At 40.3% G+C, this 17,488-nt stretch carries 18 protein-coding genes; 3 read left to right on the forward strand and 15 right to left on the reverse strand.

The window, feature by feature from the left end; genetic code table 11:
• The first annotated feature begins 122 nt into the window (after positions 1–122).
• Positions 123–1,010 carry a glycerophosphodiester phosphodiesterase gene (locus M1D69_RS19935; RefSeq protein WP_458105079.1) on the forward strand — a complete coding sequence of 296 codons (888 nt, stop codon included), beginning with the start codon at positions 123–125 and terminating at the stop codon, positions 1,008–1,010.
• Positions 1,011–1,061: 51 nt separating this feature from the next.
• Here the strand turns inward: M1D69_RS19935 and M1D69_RS19940 are convergent, their stop codons facing one another.
• Together M1D69_RS19940 and M1D69_RS19945 are read right to left on the reverse strand one after the other, a co-directional pair.
• A complete protein-coding gene (locus M1D69_RS19940) occupies positions 1,062–2,942 on the reverse strand; it encodes a glycosyltransferase family 2 protein (RefSeq protein ID WP_458105078.1) in 1,881 nt (626 codons plus the stop codon).
• Positions 2,943–3,249: 307 nt separating this feature from the next.
• On the reverse strand, positions 3,250–4,869 hold the full coding sequence (locus M1D69_RS19945) for an APC family permease (RefSeq protein WP_458105077.1): 1,620 nt from the start codon (positions 4,867–4,869) through the stop codon (positions 3,250–3,252).
• A gap of 268 nt (positions 4,870–5,137) precedes the next feature.
• On the opposite strand from M1D69_RS19945, the gene M1D69_RS19950 reads away from it, so the two are divergent.
• Positions 5,138–5,398 (forward strand): hypothetical protein, encoded by a 261-nt coding sequence (locus tag M1D69_RS19950; protein WP_024120051.1) that lies wholly within the window; start codon positions 5,138–5,140, stop codon positions 5,396–5,398.
• A 39-nt stretch (positions 5,399–5,437) separates the two neighbouring features.
• Here M1D69_RS19950 and M1D69_RS19955 read toward each other — a convergent pair whose 3' ends face one another.
• The gene (locus M1D69_RS19955) at positions 5,438–6,691 is read right to left on the reverse strand and encodes a cytochrome P450 (protein WP_458105076.1); all 1,254 of its coding nucleotides are present in this window, start codon (positions 6,689–6,691) and stop codon (positions 5,438–5,440) included.
• A 159-nt stretch (positions 6,692–6,850) separates the two neighbouring features.
• On the opposite strand from M1D69_RS19955, the gene blaOXA reads away from it, so the two are divergent.
• Positions 6,851–7,660: a class D beta-lactamase gene (gene blaOXA, locus M1D69_RS19960; RefSeq protein ID WP_458105075.1), complete on the forward strand. Its 810-nt coding sequence runs from the start codon at positions 6,851–6,853 to the stop codon at positions 7,658–7,660.
• A 30-nt stretch (positions 7,661–7,690) separates the two neighbouring features.
• On the opposite strand, the gene M1D69_RS19965 is transcribed toward blaOXA, so the two are convergent.
• The 12 genes from M1D69_RS19965 to M1D69_RS20020 all read right to left on the reverse strand — a co-directional run bounded on the left by M1D69_RS19965 (position 7,691) and on the right by M1D69_RS20020 (position 17,483).
• The gene (locus M1D69_RS19965; protein WP_458105074.1) at positions 7,691–7,882 is read right to left on the reverse strand and encodes a YbxH family protein; all 192 of its coding nucleotides are present in this window, start codon (positions 7,880–7,882) and stop codon (positions 7,691–7,693) included.
• A gap of 17 nt (positions 7,883–7,899) precedes the next feature.
• Complete coding sequence (locus tag M1D69_RS19970; protein ID WP_010332841.1) at positions 7,900–8,148, reverse strand: sigma-G-dependent sporulation-specific acid-soluble spore protein CsgA; 249 nt, start codon at positions 8,146–8,148, stop codon at positions 7,900–7,902.
• A gap of 111 nt (positions 8,149–8,259) precedes the next feature.
• Positions 8,260–9,648 (reverse strand): amino acid permease, encoded by a 1,389-nt coding sequence (locus M1D69_RS19975; RefSeq protein ID WP_099043629.1) that lies wholly within the window; start codon positions 9,646–9,648, stop codon positions 8,260–8,262.
• Between the two features lie 483 nt (positions 9,649–10,131).
• Positions 10,132–11,373, reverse strand: a complete 1,242-nt coding sequence (locus tag M1D69_RS19980; protein ID WP_458105073.1) for an ATP-grasp domain-containing protein — start codon at positions 11,371–11,373, stop codon at positions 10,132–10,134.
• Positions 11,374–11,389: 16 nt separating this feature from the next.
• Complete coding sequence (locus M1D69_RS19985) at positions 11,390–12,037, reverse strand: metallophosphoesterase (protein ID WP_458105072.1); 648 nt, start codon at positions 12,035–12,037, stop codon at positions 11,390–11,392.
• A gap of 15 nt (positions 12,038–12,052) precedes the next feature.
• Positions 12,053–12,310 (reverse strand): glutaredoxin domain-containing protein, encoded by a 258-nt coding sequence (locus tag M1D69_RS19990; protein WP_202646896.1) that lies wholly within the window; start codon positions 12,308–12,310, stop codon positions 12,053–12,055.
• Positions 12,303–13,358 carry a pyridoxal-phosphate-dependent aminotransferase family protein gene (locus M1D69_RS19995; RefSeq protein WP_458105071.1) on the reverse strand — a complete coding sequence of 352 codons (1,056 nt, stop codon included), beginning with the start codon at positions 13,356–13,358 and terminating at the stop codon, positions 12,303–12,305. The genes M1D69_RS19990 and M1D69_RS19995 overlap by 8 nt, the downstream gene beginning before the upstream one ends.
• 125 nt (positions 13,359–13,483) lie before the next feature.
• Complete coding sequence (locus tag M1D69_RS20000) at positions 13,484–13,882, reverse strand: YjbQ family protein (RefSeq protein ID WP_202646895.1); 399 nt, start codon at positions 13,880–13,882, stop codon at positions 13,484–13,486.
• A 34-nt stretch (positions 13,883–13,916) separates the two neighbouring features.
• On the reverse strand, positions 13,917–15,005 hold the full coding sequence (locus M1D69_RS20005; protein ID WP_202646894.1) for a phosphoenolpyruvate carboxykinase (ATP): 1,089 nt from the start codon (positions 15,003–15,005) through the stop codon (positions 13,917–13,919).
• A 23-nt stretch (positions 15,006–15,028) separates the two neighbouring features.
• Complete coding sequence (gene aepX, locus M1D69_RS20010) at positions 15,029–15,919, reverse strand: phosphoenolpyruvate mutase (RefSeq protein WP_316275128.1); 891 nt, start codon at positions 15,917–15,919, stop codon at positions 15,029–15,031.
• Complete coding sequence (locus M1D69_RS20015; protein ID WP_202646892.1) at positions 15,916–16,926, reverse strand: beta/alpha barrel domain-containing protein; 1,011 nt, start codon at positions 16,924–16,926, stop codon at positions 15,916–15,918. The genes aepX and M1D69_RS20015 overlap by 4 nt, the downstream gene beginning before the upstream one ends.
• Positions 16,923–17,483 carry a thiamine pyrophosphate-dependent enzyme gene (locus M1D69_RS20020; RefSeq protein ID WP_202646891.1) on the reverse strand — a complete coding sequence of 187 codons (561 nt, stop codon included), beginning with the start codon at positions 17,481–17,483 and terminating at the stop codon, positions 16,923–16,925. The genes M1D69_RS20015 and M1D69_RS20020 overlap by 4 nt, the downstream gene beginning before the upstream one ends.
• Positions 17,484–17,488 lie beyond the last annotated feature (5 nt).

A 17,488-nucleotide genomic window follows, 5' to 3' on the forward strand; every position in this document is an offset into this window, starting at 1 on the left:
AAAAAAATCTTAACGAAAATAAATAAAAGATTAATATTTTCTAAAAACGCTATTCATATCGTTTTTTTATGATGGGGATGGGTCACAATTGCTGCACTGTTTAACTTAAGGGGGATTATAGAATGAGGAAAAATAGATTACTAGTTTTGATATTGTTGTCTTTTAGCTTGGCGGCATTTATTTGTCCGCCTGTCTCTGCCAAGTCAAAGGGGGACCTGCTGTCTCCTGAGCGTATCGTGAATGTCGCCCACCGGGGAGCTTCCGGATATGTGCCGGAGCACACGATATTGTCCTACGAAACGGCTCAAAAAATGAAAGCCGATTATATTGAATTGGATTTACAGATGACAAAGGACGGCAAGTTAATTGTCATGCATGATGAAAAATTAGACCGTACTACAAACGGAGAAGGCTGGGTCAAAGACTACACGCTTGCAGAAATCAAGCAGCTCGACGCGGGATCATGGTTTAATGAAGCTTATCCGGAAAAAGCACAGACTCGGTACGTCGGCCTCCAAGTTCCTACTTTGGATGAGGTATTAGACCATTTCGGAAAGCATGCCAACTATTACATTGAAACAAAATCGCCTGATACGTATCCTGGTATGGAAGAAAAACTGATCGCTTCCTTACAAAAACATAAACTGATAGGAAAACATAAAAAGCCGGGACAAGTTATCATTCAATCTTTCAGCAAAGAAAGCCTGTTAAAAATTCATCAATTACAGCCTAACCTGCCGACTGTTCAATTGATGGAAGCAAAGCAAATAGCTTCAATGACAGATGCTGATTTGGAGGAAATCAAAACCTACGCTGTCGGCGCGGGTCCGGATTATAAAGCTTTAAATCAAGAAAACGTCCGTATGATCCGCAGCCACGGCCTCCTGCTTCATCCTTACACAGTCAATACAGAAGCAGATATGCGCCGCCTGCTGGACTTAGGAGTTACCGGGGTGTTTACGAATTACCCGGATGTGTTTCATTATGTGAAAAAATCCTATAAAAAGTAAAAAAAGAGCTTTGAATCTCTGGATTCAAAGCTCTTTTGATTTGTAAATATATTAAATGAAAAGCCGTCTTAATTTATTTAATACGCGCTTTATGATAGAGGGTCTTTCTTTATAATAAACTGGTACTCTTTTCTTATAGTGCCCTAGCGCAATATCCACATTCTTTTTTTGTCTCAGCTGCTTTAAATCACTCTTAGAGACTGCGAAGCGAAAGTGGCACAACTGTTCGCTGCCACTGGATTTCTGAAGTATAACTTCAGGTTCATAAGTAAGAAATTTTGAAAATATAAGTTGAAAGCGGCTTGATTCATCCAAAGATACACTCGATGGCAAACTGAAATACCCTTTCACTTCAGAATCATTGTATGATAATGAAAAATTTTTAATATCAAGCTCTTGAGTTTTTAAGACAAAAGAAAGATTTCCCCATTTGGTTAAATAGGAAGACAATAATACCCACTCTGTATGCTCTTGAGAAAGAAATAAGGACTCTTTTAATAACACTGTTGGTTTTGCTCTTAATCTTACCGATTTCGTATAATCTTCTATCTTACTAATTAATCTTACATCCAATATGTCTCCTTCTTGATTAAAACGGAGAAGGGACTGTACCGGGATAAAGGTGTGAAAATAGGTAACACGTTCTTTTTTCAAATAGGAGGACTCAATTTCTATTGGGCGATGTTTTTCATAGCTGTTTCTGAAGGCCGGTAACGCAACACTTCCTTCTTGCTGACCCCTTAAAGAGATTTCAATAAATAAATTTTCTTTTGATGAATCAACGTGAGAATGATAACAAAACCCTTCCAGTAAAAGAGTGTTTTCCATACGTTTTAATCTTGTTATTTCACCTTCAAATTTATTGAGCCGATGAAAGGATATGGATTCATTTAACGCTAGTTCATAAGCCATTTTGGGTTTTGGATATACTTGTCCATGAAAAACCACCATATTGCCCGTATGTTTTTCCGAATACCAAAAAGCAATCAAATCCTCCATCTTGCCATTGTCAATCAACCGAAATAATAGCTTCTGTCTGGAGGAAAATTGAGAGTAATAATCTAGATAATGATACTTATCAAGCATTTTCTTAAATGTATTGAAAATATAAAGTTTGTCCTCTACTAAAAACGATCTTGAGATGAGCGCACTCAGTTCTACATCTAAAACTCTCTCCCAGTAGTGGTGAAAAACCATTAATTTTTTATCCTTGTCGAGTTCTAACGCTTCAATAGCAGCCAATGTCTCTTCAATTCTCAGCATGAAAAGTTTACCGGATAAAGGTTTTTTCGTTAACTGGACTCTTCCAACTGTCTGATGATTCGTCAAGTAATAGCATACATAATCTTTCACCAATGCAATGGAATTTGAATAGGCATATGCCTGGATCATAAACGGCTGATCCTCTCCAAGGGAGAAATGTTCCGGAAAACGAATATTATGTTTCTTCAATAAATCAAGTTTGAATAATTTCTGAGCACTCGTTGTAAAAAGAGCGTTTGAACCAAAAAAAGAAAAACAGTCCGGGTTTCTCTTAAAAATTGAAACAGGTACGCCTCTATTAATCCCTTCATAACGCCCTATGACAATATCACTTTGGTACTCAAGTATCTTTTCTTCCATTCTTTCCAAGGCTTCAATCCCTAAATAATCATCTCCATCAACAAAATAGATATAATCTCCTGTTGCAATATCTATTGCCTTATTTCTAGGCCGGCCAGGCGCTCCGCTATTCTCTTGATGAATCACTTTTATACAAGGGTATTTACTCATGTATTCATCTAATATGGCACCGCTCTCATCGGTTGAACCGTCATTCACACAAATAATTTCAAGTCTGTCTTGTCCGATAGTTTGATTTAACACACTATCTAAACATGTTTTTATTGAGTTTTGGTCATTATATACTGGTATTGCAATTGAAAATTTCATACCTTTCCCCCTATTCCTTTCGACGTACACATATATTTATCCTAATAAATTTTTATGGATGTTCAATAAATTGCATAAATGTAATAAAAAAGAAGTATACATTTAACTAGACAATTTTACCACAATTCTATTTTTATTCAGTTTTTCCAGGATGTATTTAAAGTAAATTTAAACAAACAGCATGAACAGAATTAAGAGTGCTCCCGAAGCTTAACAATGAACCCGTTTCTTTGAATCCTTTGTCTGGTGTCATTCCATAACAAAAAAAAACCTTGCGATACCTATCGCAAGGTTTTCTTATGTCATTCTATTCTTTTCCCTCAGCAGCTTCTGACTGTGTGCTTATCAGCTGGCTATTAATCTCCTTCGCATCTTTCAAATACTCTGTCTTGAATCCGCTCTTCAGCGCCCACACATAGAATACAAGTGATACAACCGCAATCAGAACCATATCCCAGCCGTAATGAATGACGTTCAGACCGCCGAATTTGTCACTGCCCAAATAGGAAATCATCATCATGACAAGCAGGTAAAACACCATCCATATGCCACCTTTAACGTTTTGGCCAAATCCTTTCCATTTCGCCTTGGCCTGGTAATAGAAATAAATCGGAAGTCCGATCAAAATAATAAACAGAACCTGCCCTGTTAACGGCCAGCGCGCCCAATACAGCACGAGCGACGCAAAGATAAATCCAAGCGGCGCAATCACGCTTAAGCCTTTTAATCGAAGAGGCCTGTACAAATCCTTCCCTGTCCGTCTCAATGTCATCACTGTAACCGGGCCGGTGATATAAGAAATTAACGTGGCTACAGAAATAATTTCCGCTAACACACCCCATCCTCTGAACAGGAACAAAAAGATAAACGAAACAATCAAGTTAAAAAACATCGCTTGGCGCGGAACTCCGTAAATCGGATGAAGCTTGCCAAACACGCTCGGCATGTATTTGTTCTTCTCCATTCCGTAAATCATGCGGGAAGTCGTCGCCGTATATGTAATACCTGTTCCGGAAGGTGACACAAAAGCATCCGCATATAATACGATGACAAGCCAGTTAATATTTAATGCAATCGCCAAATCAGCAAAAGGAGAATTAAAATTAAGATGGCTCCAGCCGTGAGCGATATCAGACGGATTCACCGCTCCGATGAAAGCAATCTGCAGAAGCACATAAATGACTGTCGCAACTAACAGAGAACCGACAACCGCAATCGGAATTGATTTCCCGGGATTTTTGGCTTCTCCCGCCATATTGATCGGGCTTTGAAATCCATTAAACGCAAACACGATACCTGAAGTCGCAACCGCAGTCAGAACACTTGCCCAGCCATTCGGTGCAATGCTTTGTCCCGCTGTAAAGTTTTCTCCATGAAATCCGACAAAGAGCAAAGCGCCAATTGTCAGGCCTGGAATAATGATTTTAAAAATCGTAATTAATGAATTCGCTTTCGAAAACAAATTGACTGTCCAGTAGTTCAGCAGAAAATAAATCAGAAGCAAAACAGAAGCGAACACCAATCCTTCTCCTGTCAGCGTTCCGTTGTTCACCAAATCGCTTGTCCATTTCGCCCATTCCCATGGCCATGAACTCATATATTGAACAGAGGCTACAGCTTCAACAGGAATAACGGATACAATTGCAATCCAGTTGGCCCAGCCTGCAATAAATCCGATAAACGAACCGTGTGAATATTGCGTATATTTCACCATTCCCCCTGCCTCAGGGAACATAGAACCTAATTCACTGTAAGAAAGAGCAATAAATAAAATAACGATCATGCCAATAACCCATGAAATAATGGCAGCAGGCCCCGCAATTTGGGCAGCGCGCCACGCCCCAAATAACCAGCCTGACCCGATCATCGACCCGAGTCCGACCATCATAAGGGCAAACGTTCCCATTCTTCGATGTAACTGATTCATATCGTAAACACCTTTCATGTATGATGACATTCTGTTGCTAAGTTATATTATTATTCTGATTACTTTACTTTGTCAATATTTATCGAATGATAGCTAAAATAATAAAAAATCAATGGATCTCGCCTTCCAATATAGGAATTTAGTCACTAGCTTCACCTAAAATAGAATTTACTGTAAAACAATTGATAAAATACACAGAGGTTTAGCCTTAAGCAGAACGGGAATGATACAGGAAACATTATTTTTAAAATAGAAAGGAGTTATTACCATGAAACAAAAGCTGTTACTTTCCGGTCTCGCTGTTTCAACTGTCGGCATCACTTCTTATCTATTAAAAGACCCGTCAAACCGCCAAAAGGCAAGAGAATTCATTCACAGCATGAAAATGAAGATAACAAAACAACCAGATATGGAAACGTTCCCAGTCGATAAAGCCGGTCACCCGCACCCGCATGACATTGAGGACAACAAAATGGTATCCGAAGGCTCCATGTATCCTGTTCAATACTACGATGAAAAAAAGAAGTAATCAAAAAGCTCTCTTCAAAAAGGAAGAGAGCTTTTCTATTTAGCTTTTCCGTCTAATGCTGCTCATCACAAATCCGCTTTCAGGCAATGACGGCATTCTGGCAAGACTGTAATGCAGCGATTGTTTTGGCACGTCATATTCAACCTGATTGACAAGAAAATCCAGGCTCGCTTTCATCACTTCAATGGTAATCCCTTCCCCCGGACAGCGGTGGCCCTTCTCCGCGTTGCCCCCGCCTTGAGGGATGAAATCAAACGGATTGTCCTCCCGCTCTTTAAATCGCTCAGGCCGGAATTCATCAGGCTTGTCCCACATACGGGGATCATGATTCGTTCCATACACATCAAGCAGCACTGATGCACCCTTCTTAAACTCACAATCATTCCATCTAAAATCCTTTTTGACAACGGCTCCTAAAAACGGTCCGAACGGATAAAATCTGCGCACCTCCTGCACAAACATTTCTCTTTCCTGATTGCCTCCAGAACGAAGCCATTTCTTATACTTCGGGTGTTCATGCAGCGCCAACGCTGAAAACGAAATAAAGTAAGCTATCGCTATAATCGGACGCAGCACATTAATGAGCTCGATGGCTGCCATGCGGGCATCAAGCCGGCTCCCATTCTCTTGCGTATAAAAAGCCATTTCATGCAGCGCTGATCCATTTTCTGTTTCCAGCCTGCCGCCGCGGACCTCTTCAATCATTTTTTCAATCCACTCTTCTGTTCGGGGTCTTGCTCTTCTTCCCTTCCAATGCCGCGGTCCCACAGCACCGAACGCGTCTACCATATCAATGAAATCGTCCGCTCTCTCTTTCACTTCCGTTTCCTTCAGCGGAACACCCGCCCAATAGCACGCCACCCGGCATAAGATTTCTTTTGCTTCATCAAACAACACAACTTGATCCGCCATTTCCCATCTTGTTACAGCCGATTCCCACTGCTCTGTCATCAGCTCAGCCAGCCGTTTTTGATGGGGCGGTGTCATCAATGACAGAAAAAGCAGCTTCCGATGAATATGAGCGTCGCCATCCATTGTCTGGATCGCATTGACGCCAAACAGCGATTTCTGCACTCGTTTCGGGAGAGCACCCTGCCGCTGAAACCGTTCGGTATCATAAAATACCTTCGCAGCCTCCGCGCCGCTCATACAAATAAATGTTTTTCCAAGCAAACGTGCCTGGAACAAATCCGAATGGTAATGCTCTTTTCTATTCTTTATAAACAAATATCCTTCCCGCATCAAAGCCACACTGTTATCGAGGCTTTTGTCATGTGGAATCTGCTCATTCATCCCGCAACCCTGCCTTCCTTTTTTACTTCTGTTTTCACGTTATCTCACGAAGATAAACCCCATTACAGTATTTGCTTCCAAGCATTTTTTCATTACTTTTAAAGGTAGAAAAGCAGAAATGGAGAAAAGATAGATGATCATAACAAAGGGGAGATCAAAATGAAGAAATGGATATATGCTTTTCTTGTGCTGTTCATTGCCATGACAGGAGGTTTGTCCGTTCATGCAAAAGCGCCCGCCAATGAAACAAAAAAGCACCTGAATATCAGCCGAATGAATGTGGATAAGGAGTTCAAGGATACTGACGGAACCTTCATCCTTCATGATTTAGAAAAGGATAAGACATTTGTCTACAACAAGGAACGGGCCAACAAAAGACAAACTCCGCAATCTACCTTTAAAGTGACCAATGCCTTAATCGGCTTGCAGGTAAAAGCTGTCCGGGATGAATACGATGTCAAACGCTGGGATGGCGTCAAACGCGAATTTGAGTCATGGAACCACGACCATACACTTGGCTCAGCCATGCGGGAATCTGCCATCTGGTATTACCAGGCATTAGCGAGGGACATCGGCGAGGAAAGAATGAAAACATGGCTTCATACCCTGTCATACGGAAACGAAGATATCAGCGGTGGAATCGACCAGTTTTGGCTGCAAAGCTCTCTGACAATCTCTCCGTTGGAACAAGAAGCCTTTATGGATAATCTTTACAAAGAGAAGCTCCCGTTTAACAAAACGGTCATGAAAACGGTCAAACGCATGATGATTCAAGAAGAAGGAGATCATTATACGCTTTACGGCAAAACCGGAACCCGCCTGACAGACATGAGATTAGGGTGGTTTGTCGGATTCATCAAAACAGAGCACGGCTCCTATACGTTTGTCACCAATGTTGATGACTCCGGTATAACAGCCAAAAACATCACAATTGATATTCTAAAAAAATATGGCCTGATTACTTCATAAATGAATGAGCCCTGTAAACGTACAGGGCTCTTAAATGTCATGCTCAAAGCAATAATGATCCACAAGCTCTTCAATCAAATCATGATCCGGGTAATCCCCGTTAAACTCAAATTCAATTTCTCCAACAAATTCTCCATGATGATACACGTGGATCGCCCCATTTTGCCGGACGACACTAAACTCCGGCTGAAACGTATATCCGCTTCGTTCAATCGCACCCAATTTCATTCCCGCCTTTCTCAAAGCAGTAATTCATACACCTCATTTAACTCCTTGGCCCGTTTTTGATCCTGTTCGTCTTGGGCATACTTAATTTCCTTTTCCAGCACCTGGTTCAGGTATGACATCTCATCGTCATCCAAATCCTTTACAAACTCCTCTTCATTGGCATACCGCTTCGCCAGCATCTTCTTGCAAATTCGCAGACAGACTTCGTTTTCAAGATGATTTGAAAGTGACTCACGCAAATAACCGAGTGTAACATCCATATTATAAGCACCTTTCCTTTGCGTTCTTTATCCTATAGGTTGCTGAAATGAGAAAAATCCATACGCAAAAAATGAAAAAAGAGACATCAGTCAATGTCTCTTTTTCCTGTATTATTCAGCTGCTTGATTTCTTTTTGTAAGATCCGCCTGCACGCGCTTCCCAATTCCAAAAGCATAATAACTGATGACCACAAGAGCTAAGAAAATAATCCCTACAATTAGAGATATCCGAGTATCATCATTAAACCACATGCCGACAAGAACCATCAGCAAGAAAGCAATCGTCAAATAATTTGTGAAAGGTGCAAACGGCATTTTGAACGGATGTTTATCTAACGCCGCGCCCTTCGCTTTTCTGAATCCGAGGTGGCTGATCAAAATGATAAACCAAGGAATCATCCCCGGCAGCACGCTTGCGCTGTATACATAAACGAAAATCTTCGGCGGCGCAACATAGTTCAGCACAACACCGACAGCTAATCCGATCAGCACCGCGATTGTGCCATACAGCGGCACACCATTACGTGAAATCTTCTTAAAAAATTTCGGGGCTTGTCCATTGACGCCTAATGTATAAAGCATGCGGCCCGCGCTGAAAATACCGCTGTTACAGCCGGACATTGCCGCCGTGATAACGACAAAGTTAATAATGCCGGCGGCTGCCGTAATTCCAACTTTAGAAAACGTAGACACAAACGGGCTTCCAAGTGAATTCAGCTCATCCCAAGGATATACCGTCACGATCACAAAAATAGCACCGATATAGAAAATCAAAATACGCCAGATAATGCTTTGAATCGCGTTGCGCAGCGTGTTTTGCGGGTCCTTTGCTTCTCCGGCAGTAATCCCGATCAGCTCAACCCCTTGATAAGCCGCAATAACCAGAGACAATGCAAAGAAAAATCCTGAGAAACCGCCCGCAAAGAAGCCTCCGTGAGACCACAGATTAGACAAACCGATGGCATCTCCGCCGTTGCCAAAGCCGAAGAAGATAATCCCGATTCCGGCAATAATCATTAAGATAATCGTCACGATTTTAATCATCGCAAACCAAAACTCAAATTCCCCAAACGACTTAACAGAAATTAAATTCGCCGCGCCAAGAATCACCATTGCCACGATACCAGGTATCCAAGCAGGCAAATCCGGGAACCAATACTTCATATAAGAACCGACAGCGATAATTTCTGACATGCCGACGATAATCCACTGGAACCAGTTGCTCCATGCTGTTATATAACCTGCCATCGGATGAATATATTGATGGCCGAACGTCGCAAAAGAACCTGTGCTCGGCTCGACATACAGCATTTCACCCATCGCACGCATGATAAAAAAGATAAAAATTCCACATATTGCATAAGCCAGAAGGACAGACGGGCCAGTCCATGAAATCGTGCTGGCAGAACCCATAAACAAGCCAACACCGATCGTGCCGCCCAAAGCGATCATCTGAATGTGACGGGCGCTCAAACCTCTCTTCAATTCTTTATTTTCCACTCCGCTTCCTCCTCTTAAAAACGAATACATGTACAGCTCAACCGAAATAGGATCAAGGCCGTCCAGCCTCCAAAACGTTCTTCATTTCTTATTAAGCTGAAAATAACAGAAAATTCAATCATAAAATTGTTAGATAATCTCCAAAATTACTTATTTCATCATAATAAATTTCTCTGGAAAATACAATTGTTTTTTTCAGAGAAACACCTATATTCGTAGTTTCGAATTGTGAACTTTATTTACATTCTTTTATATAGATATAATGTAATGTTTATATTTCATCGTTTCTCATAAAAAATAAGCTGTTCATCAAGAACAGCTTGCCTACTTAATAATGTACGCCCGGTTGACGCTGTCACAAACCACTCAGTATCTCCGGTGCCATAATTCCATGAATGGAGCTGTAACTTCGCGATAGCTGCTTGACCATTTTGCTATATGCAGCAGAGTTTATACTTAAACAACAGCAACATCCAAATGAATTTATTGATTCATCATATGATCCTCTGTTACGTGAAGATAATATGTTTGTTTGACTAAAGCTAGTAGATGCTGGACTTCATTCTCATTTTCTAAACAAAAATAAAGTCTGGCCAGATCAAAACTTGAACTTTGCTTTTCATCAACAACATCACCTTCTTGGTATAACAATTCAACCTCCATTATGCCATCGAGCTTTTCCCAGTCCTCAATGGGAGTAAATTCTTTTATTGTTCCGTTTCGGCAAGGCAGGCTAAAGTACCCGACAGTCCCCTCTATTGGATTGACCATGAGATTTGGATCTTTACCTATGGAAGCGTTAAGAGAACTTTCCCATAAAGAAATATTGAATTTTTTTTCTATCATGCGGCTGATCCCTCCGCCCCCAATGCGCATCGCAATCTCACCGACGATCAATTCACCTGAAGGAGTTCTGTATATTTCAAGATGCCCGGGACCGTCTGTGATTCGAAATGCTTGAGCAACAGACTTCTGAAGTTCTAATATTTCAGCATAAAGCGGATCATCTTGACTTAAAATGAATGATCCTTGGATTTTAGCCATTCCTTTTAGCAAAGGCACTGTATATTTTGATATTGATACAAAAAGAATCTCTCCGTCAGCGTATAAAGTATCGCAATGAAACTCTTCCATTTCTATACATTTTTCGACAATCATAAGAGAGTGATTCTTCTTTAGTTCACCTAAACCGTCCGATGTTGAATATAGGCTTTCAAAATGATGTAAGGATTCGATTATAAAAGTATTTAAGGCACCCGAACCAAGAGCCGGCTTTACAATTATAGGCCAGCCTAGTTTCTCGCCTGCTGCAGGGATATCTTCTACCTGACTTAAGCACAAAAAATCTGCAACAGGAATCCCTTCCATTTTAAGTTTTGTCTTCATCGCCAATTTATTCGTCATATAAAGAGATGTTTCAAATTCAGGACCGGCTATCCCAAAATAAGAGCGAAGAAACCCGCCTGTTAATATACTCTTTTCGGTTGTGGTAACAATATGATCAATTGGCCCCACTTTTAATATCTCAAGCATCAAACTCTTCATAACCGTTACATCTGTTATATCATCAACGATGTATACATGATCCGCCCAATGTGAATAAAGAGGAGCATAACACGATCTCGTAATGACAGATATATTGATCGTATCATTTGTTTCCTTATCTTTTTGAAAAAACTGAATAGGCTCTGGTTTATCGGAATTAATGAGTAGAATACGATGCATCAGAATAAACTCCTTTTCAATACAATATATTGTAAGTAATCTGATTTTCCAATGTATCCAAAAGCATCCAACTAGGGTGATCATATTTCATATCACCTATATTGATCAAATAACGAGATGCAGCGTCTAATGTGATAGGCTTACCATTTATAATGTGTTTTCGTTCGTAATAAGGATGATTCTTTTTCTCCTGAACTTCAAACAGTACATTTTGATGGTTATGGCCATAAAAAATCCACGGTCTGCTCCAATAATGAATATGGCTGGGCCTCCAATAGTCTTCTTCCTCCATCCAGTCAAATGTATGACCGTGCGTTAATCTGACCACTGGAGTTAAATAAATGTCTAAAGGCATGTGAGTCAAAAAGTTATAAAAGTCTATCGGAATTTCTTTCTCAGGGATCAGACTTAATATCCTCTCCTCTTGATTGCCTTTTATCACTCGTATACCTTTTAACAAATCAATTAACTCCCAATCCAAATCTAAAACTTGTTCTATGGACTGAAACTGAAAATCTTTTAAATCCTTTTTAGGAACCTTAACTTCAAAAACATCTCCCAAACAAATGATCTCATGTATAGAAGAAAAGGTTTGGATATGCTCCAAAACCTTTTCAAGATTATTACGTTTCCCATGTATATCTGTTATGAAGGCATAGCGCAAGAAGCAGAATCCCCCTTAACGATTTTGGCCAAACTTTTTTTCTATATAATCCAAGACATGCTGGTTGTATTCCAGTTTGCCTGGAATGACCACATTATCTTCTTCATCAATTAAAGCGGGTATATAAGGAACGCCTGTTTTTTCTATTAATTCTGTCCGCAAAGTCCGATCCTTCGGAAGGTTTACATTGATATACGTTACATTCAGCTCAGTTAACTTCTCTCTTACCGGTTTGCAATAAGGACATGGCTCCCTCTGATATAATTTAAGCATTTTGTATGACCTCCGCTCCTAATGCTTCACTCAAAGCAGTCATGCTGGTCCCAGGCTGAACCTGATAACCCATTTCTGTTAACACCAACTCTATTATCCCGAATATTCCGAACAAATCGATTTCATCAACAGCTCCAATATGCCCAATCCTGATCATTTTTCCTTTAAATTCACCTTGACCGCCTGTTATCGTAAGCCCATATTCTTTATTTAGTTTTTGTAATAATAGAGCTGCGTCAATTCCCGATGGAGTCAACGCTGCTGTCACTGTATGACTTCTCACATGAGGAGATTGTACAAAAAGGTGAAAACCTAATGCTTCCAATCCTTTTTGCGTTGCCCTGGCGATACGGGCATGCCGCCTCGTCGCATTCGAAAGGCCTTCTGCTTTCAATAAATCTAGTGACTTTTTCAATGCTAATAATAAAGATACACCCGGACTTGAAGGCGCCATAGGATAAAACTTTTTAAATCTTTTAAATGAAAAATAGTAAGTGGAAGGCTGAACATCATCAATCAACTTCCAAGCTTTCGGCGAAATAGCAACAAAAGCGAGGCCCGGCGGCATCATAAATCCTTTATGAGAGGCTGCTAATACGATGTCTAATCCCCAATCATCCATTGATAGCTCATGAGAAATGAGACCGCTTATAGCATCAACAATCACCAGCACATCTGTATCTCTGAACAATGCCCCGATGGCTTGTACATCATTAACTGCTCCTGTTGAGGTTTCACTATAAACAGCGAGCACTCCCTTTATATTCGGATGCTGCTTATACGCTCTTTCAACTTCTTCAATATTTACAGAAGTTCCCCAAGGAGCGTTTACGGTGACCACCTCTAATCCGAAGACTGTACAGATATCTGTAAAACGCTCTCCAAAGTAACCATTAGAGACGACTAAGACTTTATCTCCCCTGTTAAAGGAGTTTGATACAGCTGCCTCCATCGCCCCCGTACCTGAAGATAACAAAATATAAATATCTTGTTTTGTCAAAAAAAGATCTGGGAGTTCGCGATTAATTTCATTGATAATATCTTCCATTTGCCGAGATCTGTGATGAATCATTTCCTGTGCTCCCGCCAATAAAATGTCCTGCGGAACTTGCGTAGGTCCCGGCGTAGCCATCCGTAACTTCCTCATCTCAAACAACTCCCCTCATATATTCATTACCGATCAACATAGATTTTTCGTTCTGCTTCCCTTAAATCAAAATCAAATAATACGATCCTATGGCTTTCCGAACAAGCCAGCTTATGATTTTTGTATGGAACCATCACACTTGTCCCCATCATTGAAGACCATACATGTGAAAAACCATTCGGGTCACCGGTCGTGTTAAAGTGCTCGTATTGTTTATTTTTTGAAGCAATTGATTCTAAACATTGAAGCAAGTCTTGTATGGTGCCTGGTTCATAACGCATGACAGTGAGACCTACTGTACTGCCGGTTACACAAACCTTTGCTACACCTGAAGATGGCTCTAATTGAGATAATGAGTCTGTTACTTGTTCTGTAATATCATAACTTTGATTAAAGCCTTTTGATTGAATCGTGATTTCAACCACTTTATTTTCTCCTTTATTTTCTTTTTTCCGAAAATTACAGGGCGTATCTCTCGCTGAATCCTGAACCTTCCAAAACACCTGACCCGCTCACTTCAAAACCAGAAAGCTTTCCCGCAAGCTCAAGACACTGATTTATTTTTCTCTCCAGTTCATTCTGGTGTACAGGGCGTATAAAATGGTTCCACATGTTGTTTCCTTCCGTAAAAATCCTTTCTATATGCGGTACAATCAATTCTTCATGATTACTTACCCGCTTAATTTCGCAATCTGTTGAAGGGAATAAATCAGGATAAATCATAGACTCAACCAAAAATGATTCTCCTCGTTCTGCAAAAGGAATAACCTTCTTAAAAAAAACCGGGTCAATGGCCATTTTATGTTCAGTTGACCACAGATTTTCTTTTACAGATTCAATTTGATGAGAGAGACCGAAGTATTCAACAAACTCCGGATATTTAGAAAGTGTGCCGAGTCCCAAATGAGGATAATCCGGCCACCCTGCGGCCCGTAACTTTCCGTCTTCGATCCAAAGGAACGTCTTATCACCGCTTATGAGCTTGTATCCATGTTTACTCACTAATTCCAGCAATAAAGTTGATTTGCCTTTCCCTTTTGAACCTATGATGAGGGTTGCTTTGTCATCTTTTAACGCGCTGGTTGCATGCACCACTGCCACCCCATAGTTCTCTTCATTTTTCAATACTAAATCTCTAATGAACTCAATGAAAACCAGTTCATCCTGCTCTGTATGCTGTAACTGTGTAGAAATAATGATTTTCTTGTTTTCTCTATCAAATGAGAGAATCGTATCTGTTTTTGTACATTTCACATATTCAATTCCTTCAACTGTTACTCGTTTACAAGGAATGGTAAAATACTCAGTCGCACTTTTTCTGATATAAATATCCTCACCGTTATGAAAGTCTATCGCTTGAACTTCTTCTTTATGAGGAGTGATGTAAACATCAGCCAAACGATCTTCTTCATGCCTTCCCTTGTTAATAAAAAAGTGTGTACTGAAAAAATCAAAAACATGATCTAATGATAATGACGGTTCAATAAAGAAATTGATTTTCGAATGTAAATAGGCTAGTGAAACAATATGATATTGGTCAGACATCATTCTAAAATGACTCCTCTCGTATTTTATTTGATCGTACTGGTGACAGAAGCGCCGGAGTTATACATATCTTCCTGTTTTCTCATGTCATACATGCCTTGAAGTTCGAAAACAGTTTTCATAGGCACAATGTGATCTTCTACACCAACAGTATTTCCATCAAGAAGAATCTGAGAAAATGTCTCCTGCATGGCCTTAATAGAGCTTCTAAGACCGTGGTTGGCATAAATGACCATATCGATGCCTAATGGTTTCATTTCGTCTACAGTTATATGCGGGTATGTCGTAGGTACAATCACAATAGGTACTGCTCCAGTAAACTGTTTGACGAATTCTTTAATTTCGTTTGGCTGGTTTTCTTTTGAATGGATCAGAATGGCATCAGCTCCTGCTGCCTCATAAGCATAGGCTCTTTTTAATGCTTCCTCTAATCCTTGGCCCGCGATTAAAGCTTCTACTCTAGCAATAACAACAAAATCAGGATTTCTTTGAACATCTTTTGCCGCTCTGATTTTATTTGAGAATTCATCAATAGAAGCTAATTTCTGCGATCCCTTTACGAAACTGTTTAATTTAGGAAACAGCTTGTCCTCTATGCAAATACCCGCAATTCCGTTCCTCTCATATTCTTTTACCATACGTATCACATTGTTCACACTTCCATAACCAGAATCGCAATCACAAATGATTGGAATTGATGTAGATTCATTCATCCCGATCGCAGCTTGCAGATTTTCTGTCATCGTCAAAATATTAGCATCAGGAACAGCATAAGATGCCGAAATTTCTAATCCGCTGGCCCATATTGCATCGAATCCGGCTTGTTCAGCAAGTTTAGCGCTTAAACCGTTATGCGCCCCCATGACTCTCACGACTTGATCGGAATATAACAACTCACGTAATTTTTTAGCTTTCATTTTGCACTCTCCTGTCTAAAGTTTTGATCGATAACTGATTCAATGGAAGACATGTCAACTTTTTTAGGTAAGCTTTTTCCGAGTAAGGTTGATACTTCTAAGGGGTCAAGATTGACTTCTTGGCATTTTTGAATGACTAAATCATAGAAATAGTAGTGGATATTGCTGATTCCGCTTATAATCTCTGGAGTGGAAATTCTCATTGGTGAAGATAAAATGGAAGATAGTACATATTCAGCTGCAGTTAAAATGGGATCTAGTTTGTATGGGATATGGAACTTGTCCCAATGATGTAATGCACTTATAAATTGTTCTGTTGGAAGGTTTCCCGCACCTCGAGCCATCCCGCATAATGATGTATCTATAAAGGCTGCCCCCGCATCCATTGCTGCAAGAGCATTTGCAAAGGCTAATCCAAGATTGTTATGTCCGTGAAAACCAACTGGACAATCCGCCTGATCACATGCAGCAGCTACCCTGTTTTTAACACCATCCGGCGTTAAATTTCCGAAAGAATCAGCCATATAAAACACATCCGCACCAAAAGCATGCGCTTTTTTCGCTAGCTCAGCCACGTCCCTCTCTTCAATATAACTGGCTGCCATTACATTAAAACTAACGTGAAAGCCTTGATTTTTCAGATATTCAATATACGGTAAAGCATCTTCGGCATTATGAGGATACGAAGCAACACGCATCCATGGAATCTGCTGCGGATTCAGATTATCCAATAGATGAAGCTCACAGACTGATGGGACAACCATCGCCGCTAATTGTGAATGGCTCATCTTCGGCAGCTCATCTAGAAGTTCAGGTGTACAGTTTGCTAAACTCCCGACAGATTTTTCTTTATTGCTCCCCGAACCCCCTACATAACCGATTTCTATGATATTCACATTGGCTTTATCCAAGTTTCTGATAATTTGACCGATGTCTTCAGCAGAAAAAAACCAGTTATTGAAATTACCGCCGTCCCGAAGTGTACAATCTATTACTTGCGTATTCATACTGACACCTCATTTTCTAAAGTGATTTCATGTGTAAAACGCTGAACGATTTCTTGCGGTGTCCAATGCACTCTTTTACCGATTTTTTCACTTCGTGGTTCAACTTTAATATGGATGAGTGCCGGACCTTCGTTAGGCAAATCAAAGCTTTCCTGTACGGAATTGATTTCAACGGCATACTTATATCCCACCTGTAAAGCGATATCTGTTACATTCATTAGCGGAACCGTCTTTTGCCCGCCCGTACTTTCATGCATACCGTTATCCAAAACAACATGTATGAAATTTTTAGGCTTTTGATGGCCGATCATCGTAATAATCCCCATATTCATTAAAAACGAGCCATCTCCATCCAGCACAACCAGAGGAACATCAGGATACACGGCAGACAATCCTAATCCGACAGGAGCAGCCATCCCCATAGAGCCAACCATATAAAAATTCTTGGCTCTGTCATCTATGTTGTACAAATCACGGCTTATATGACCGCATGTACTAACCAAATATGCTGACGGAAACTGTTCTAAAACAAGCTGAATTGCGTCATGTTTATTCAAACTGA

Source organism: Bacillus sp. PK3-037 (genome assembly GCF_054161355.1).

Excerpts from the sequence above, each read along its gene's own strand:
- M1D69_RS19940 (WP_458105078.1), bottom strand. The coding sequence starts at position 2,942 with ATGAAATTTTCAATTGCAATACCAGTATATAATGACCAAAACTCAATA.
- M1D69_RS19990 (WP_202646896.1), bottom strand. The coding sequence starts at position 12,310 with ATGCTTAAATTATATCAGAGGGAGCCATGTCCTTATTGCAAACCGGTA.
- M1D69_RS20015 (WP_202646892.1), bottom strand. The coding sequence starts at position 16,926 with ATGAATACGCAAGTAATAGATTGTACACTTCGGGACGGCGGTAATTTC.
- M1D69_RS19955 (WP_458105076.1), bottom strand. The coding sequence starts at position 6,691 with ATGAATGAGCAGATTCCACATGACAAAAGCCTCGATAACAGTGTGGCT.
- M1D69_RS20005 (WP_202646894.1), bottom strand. The coding sequence starts at position 15,005 with ATGATGTCTGACCAATATCATATTGTTTCACTAGCCTATTTACATTCG.
- M1D69_RS19970 (WP_010332841.1), bottom strand. The coding sequence starts at position 8,148 with ATGGATGTTACACTCGGTTATTTGCGTGAGTCACTTTCAAATCATCTT.
- M1D69_RS19980 (WP_458105073.1), bottom strand. The coding sequence starts at position 11,373 with ATGCATCGTATTCTACTCATTAATTCCGATAAACCAGAGCCTATTCAG.
- M1D69_RS19945 (WP_458105077.1), bottom strand. The coding sequence starts at position 4,869 with ATGAATCAGTTACATCGAAGAATGGGAACGTTTGCCCTTATGATGGTC.
- aepX (WP_316275128.1), bottom strand. The coding sequence starts at position 15,919 with ATGAAAGCTAAAAAATTACGTGAGTTGTTATATTCCGATCAAGTCGTG.
- M1D69_RS19935 (WP_458105079.1), top strand. The coding sequence starts at position 123 with ATGAGGAAAAATAGATTACTAGTTTTGATATTGTTGTCTTTTAGCTTG.
- M1D69_RS19995 (WP_458105071.1), bottom strand. The coding sequence starts at position 13,358 with ATGGAAGATATTATCAATGAAATTAATCGCGAACTCCCAGATCTTTTT.
- M1D69_RS19950 (WP_024120051.1), top strand. The coding sequence starts at position 5,138 with ATGAAACAAAAGCTGTTACTTTCCGGTCTCGCTGTTTCAACTGTCGGC.
- blaOXA (WP_458105075.1), top strand. The coding sequence starts at position 6,851 with ATGAAGAAATGGATATATGCTTTTCTTGTGCTGTTCATTGCCATGACA.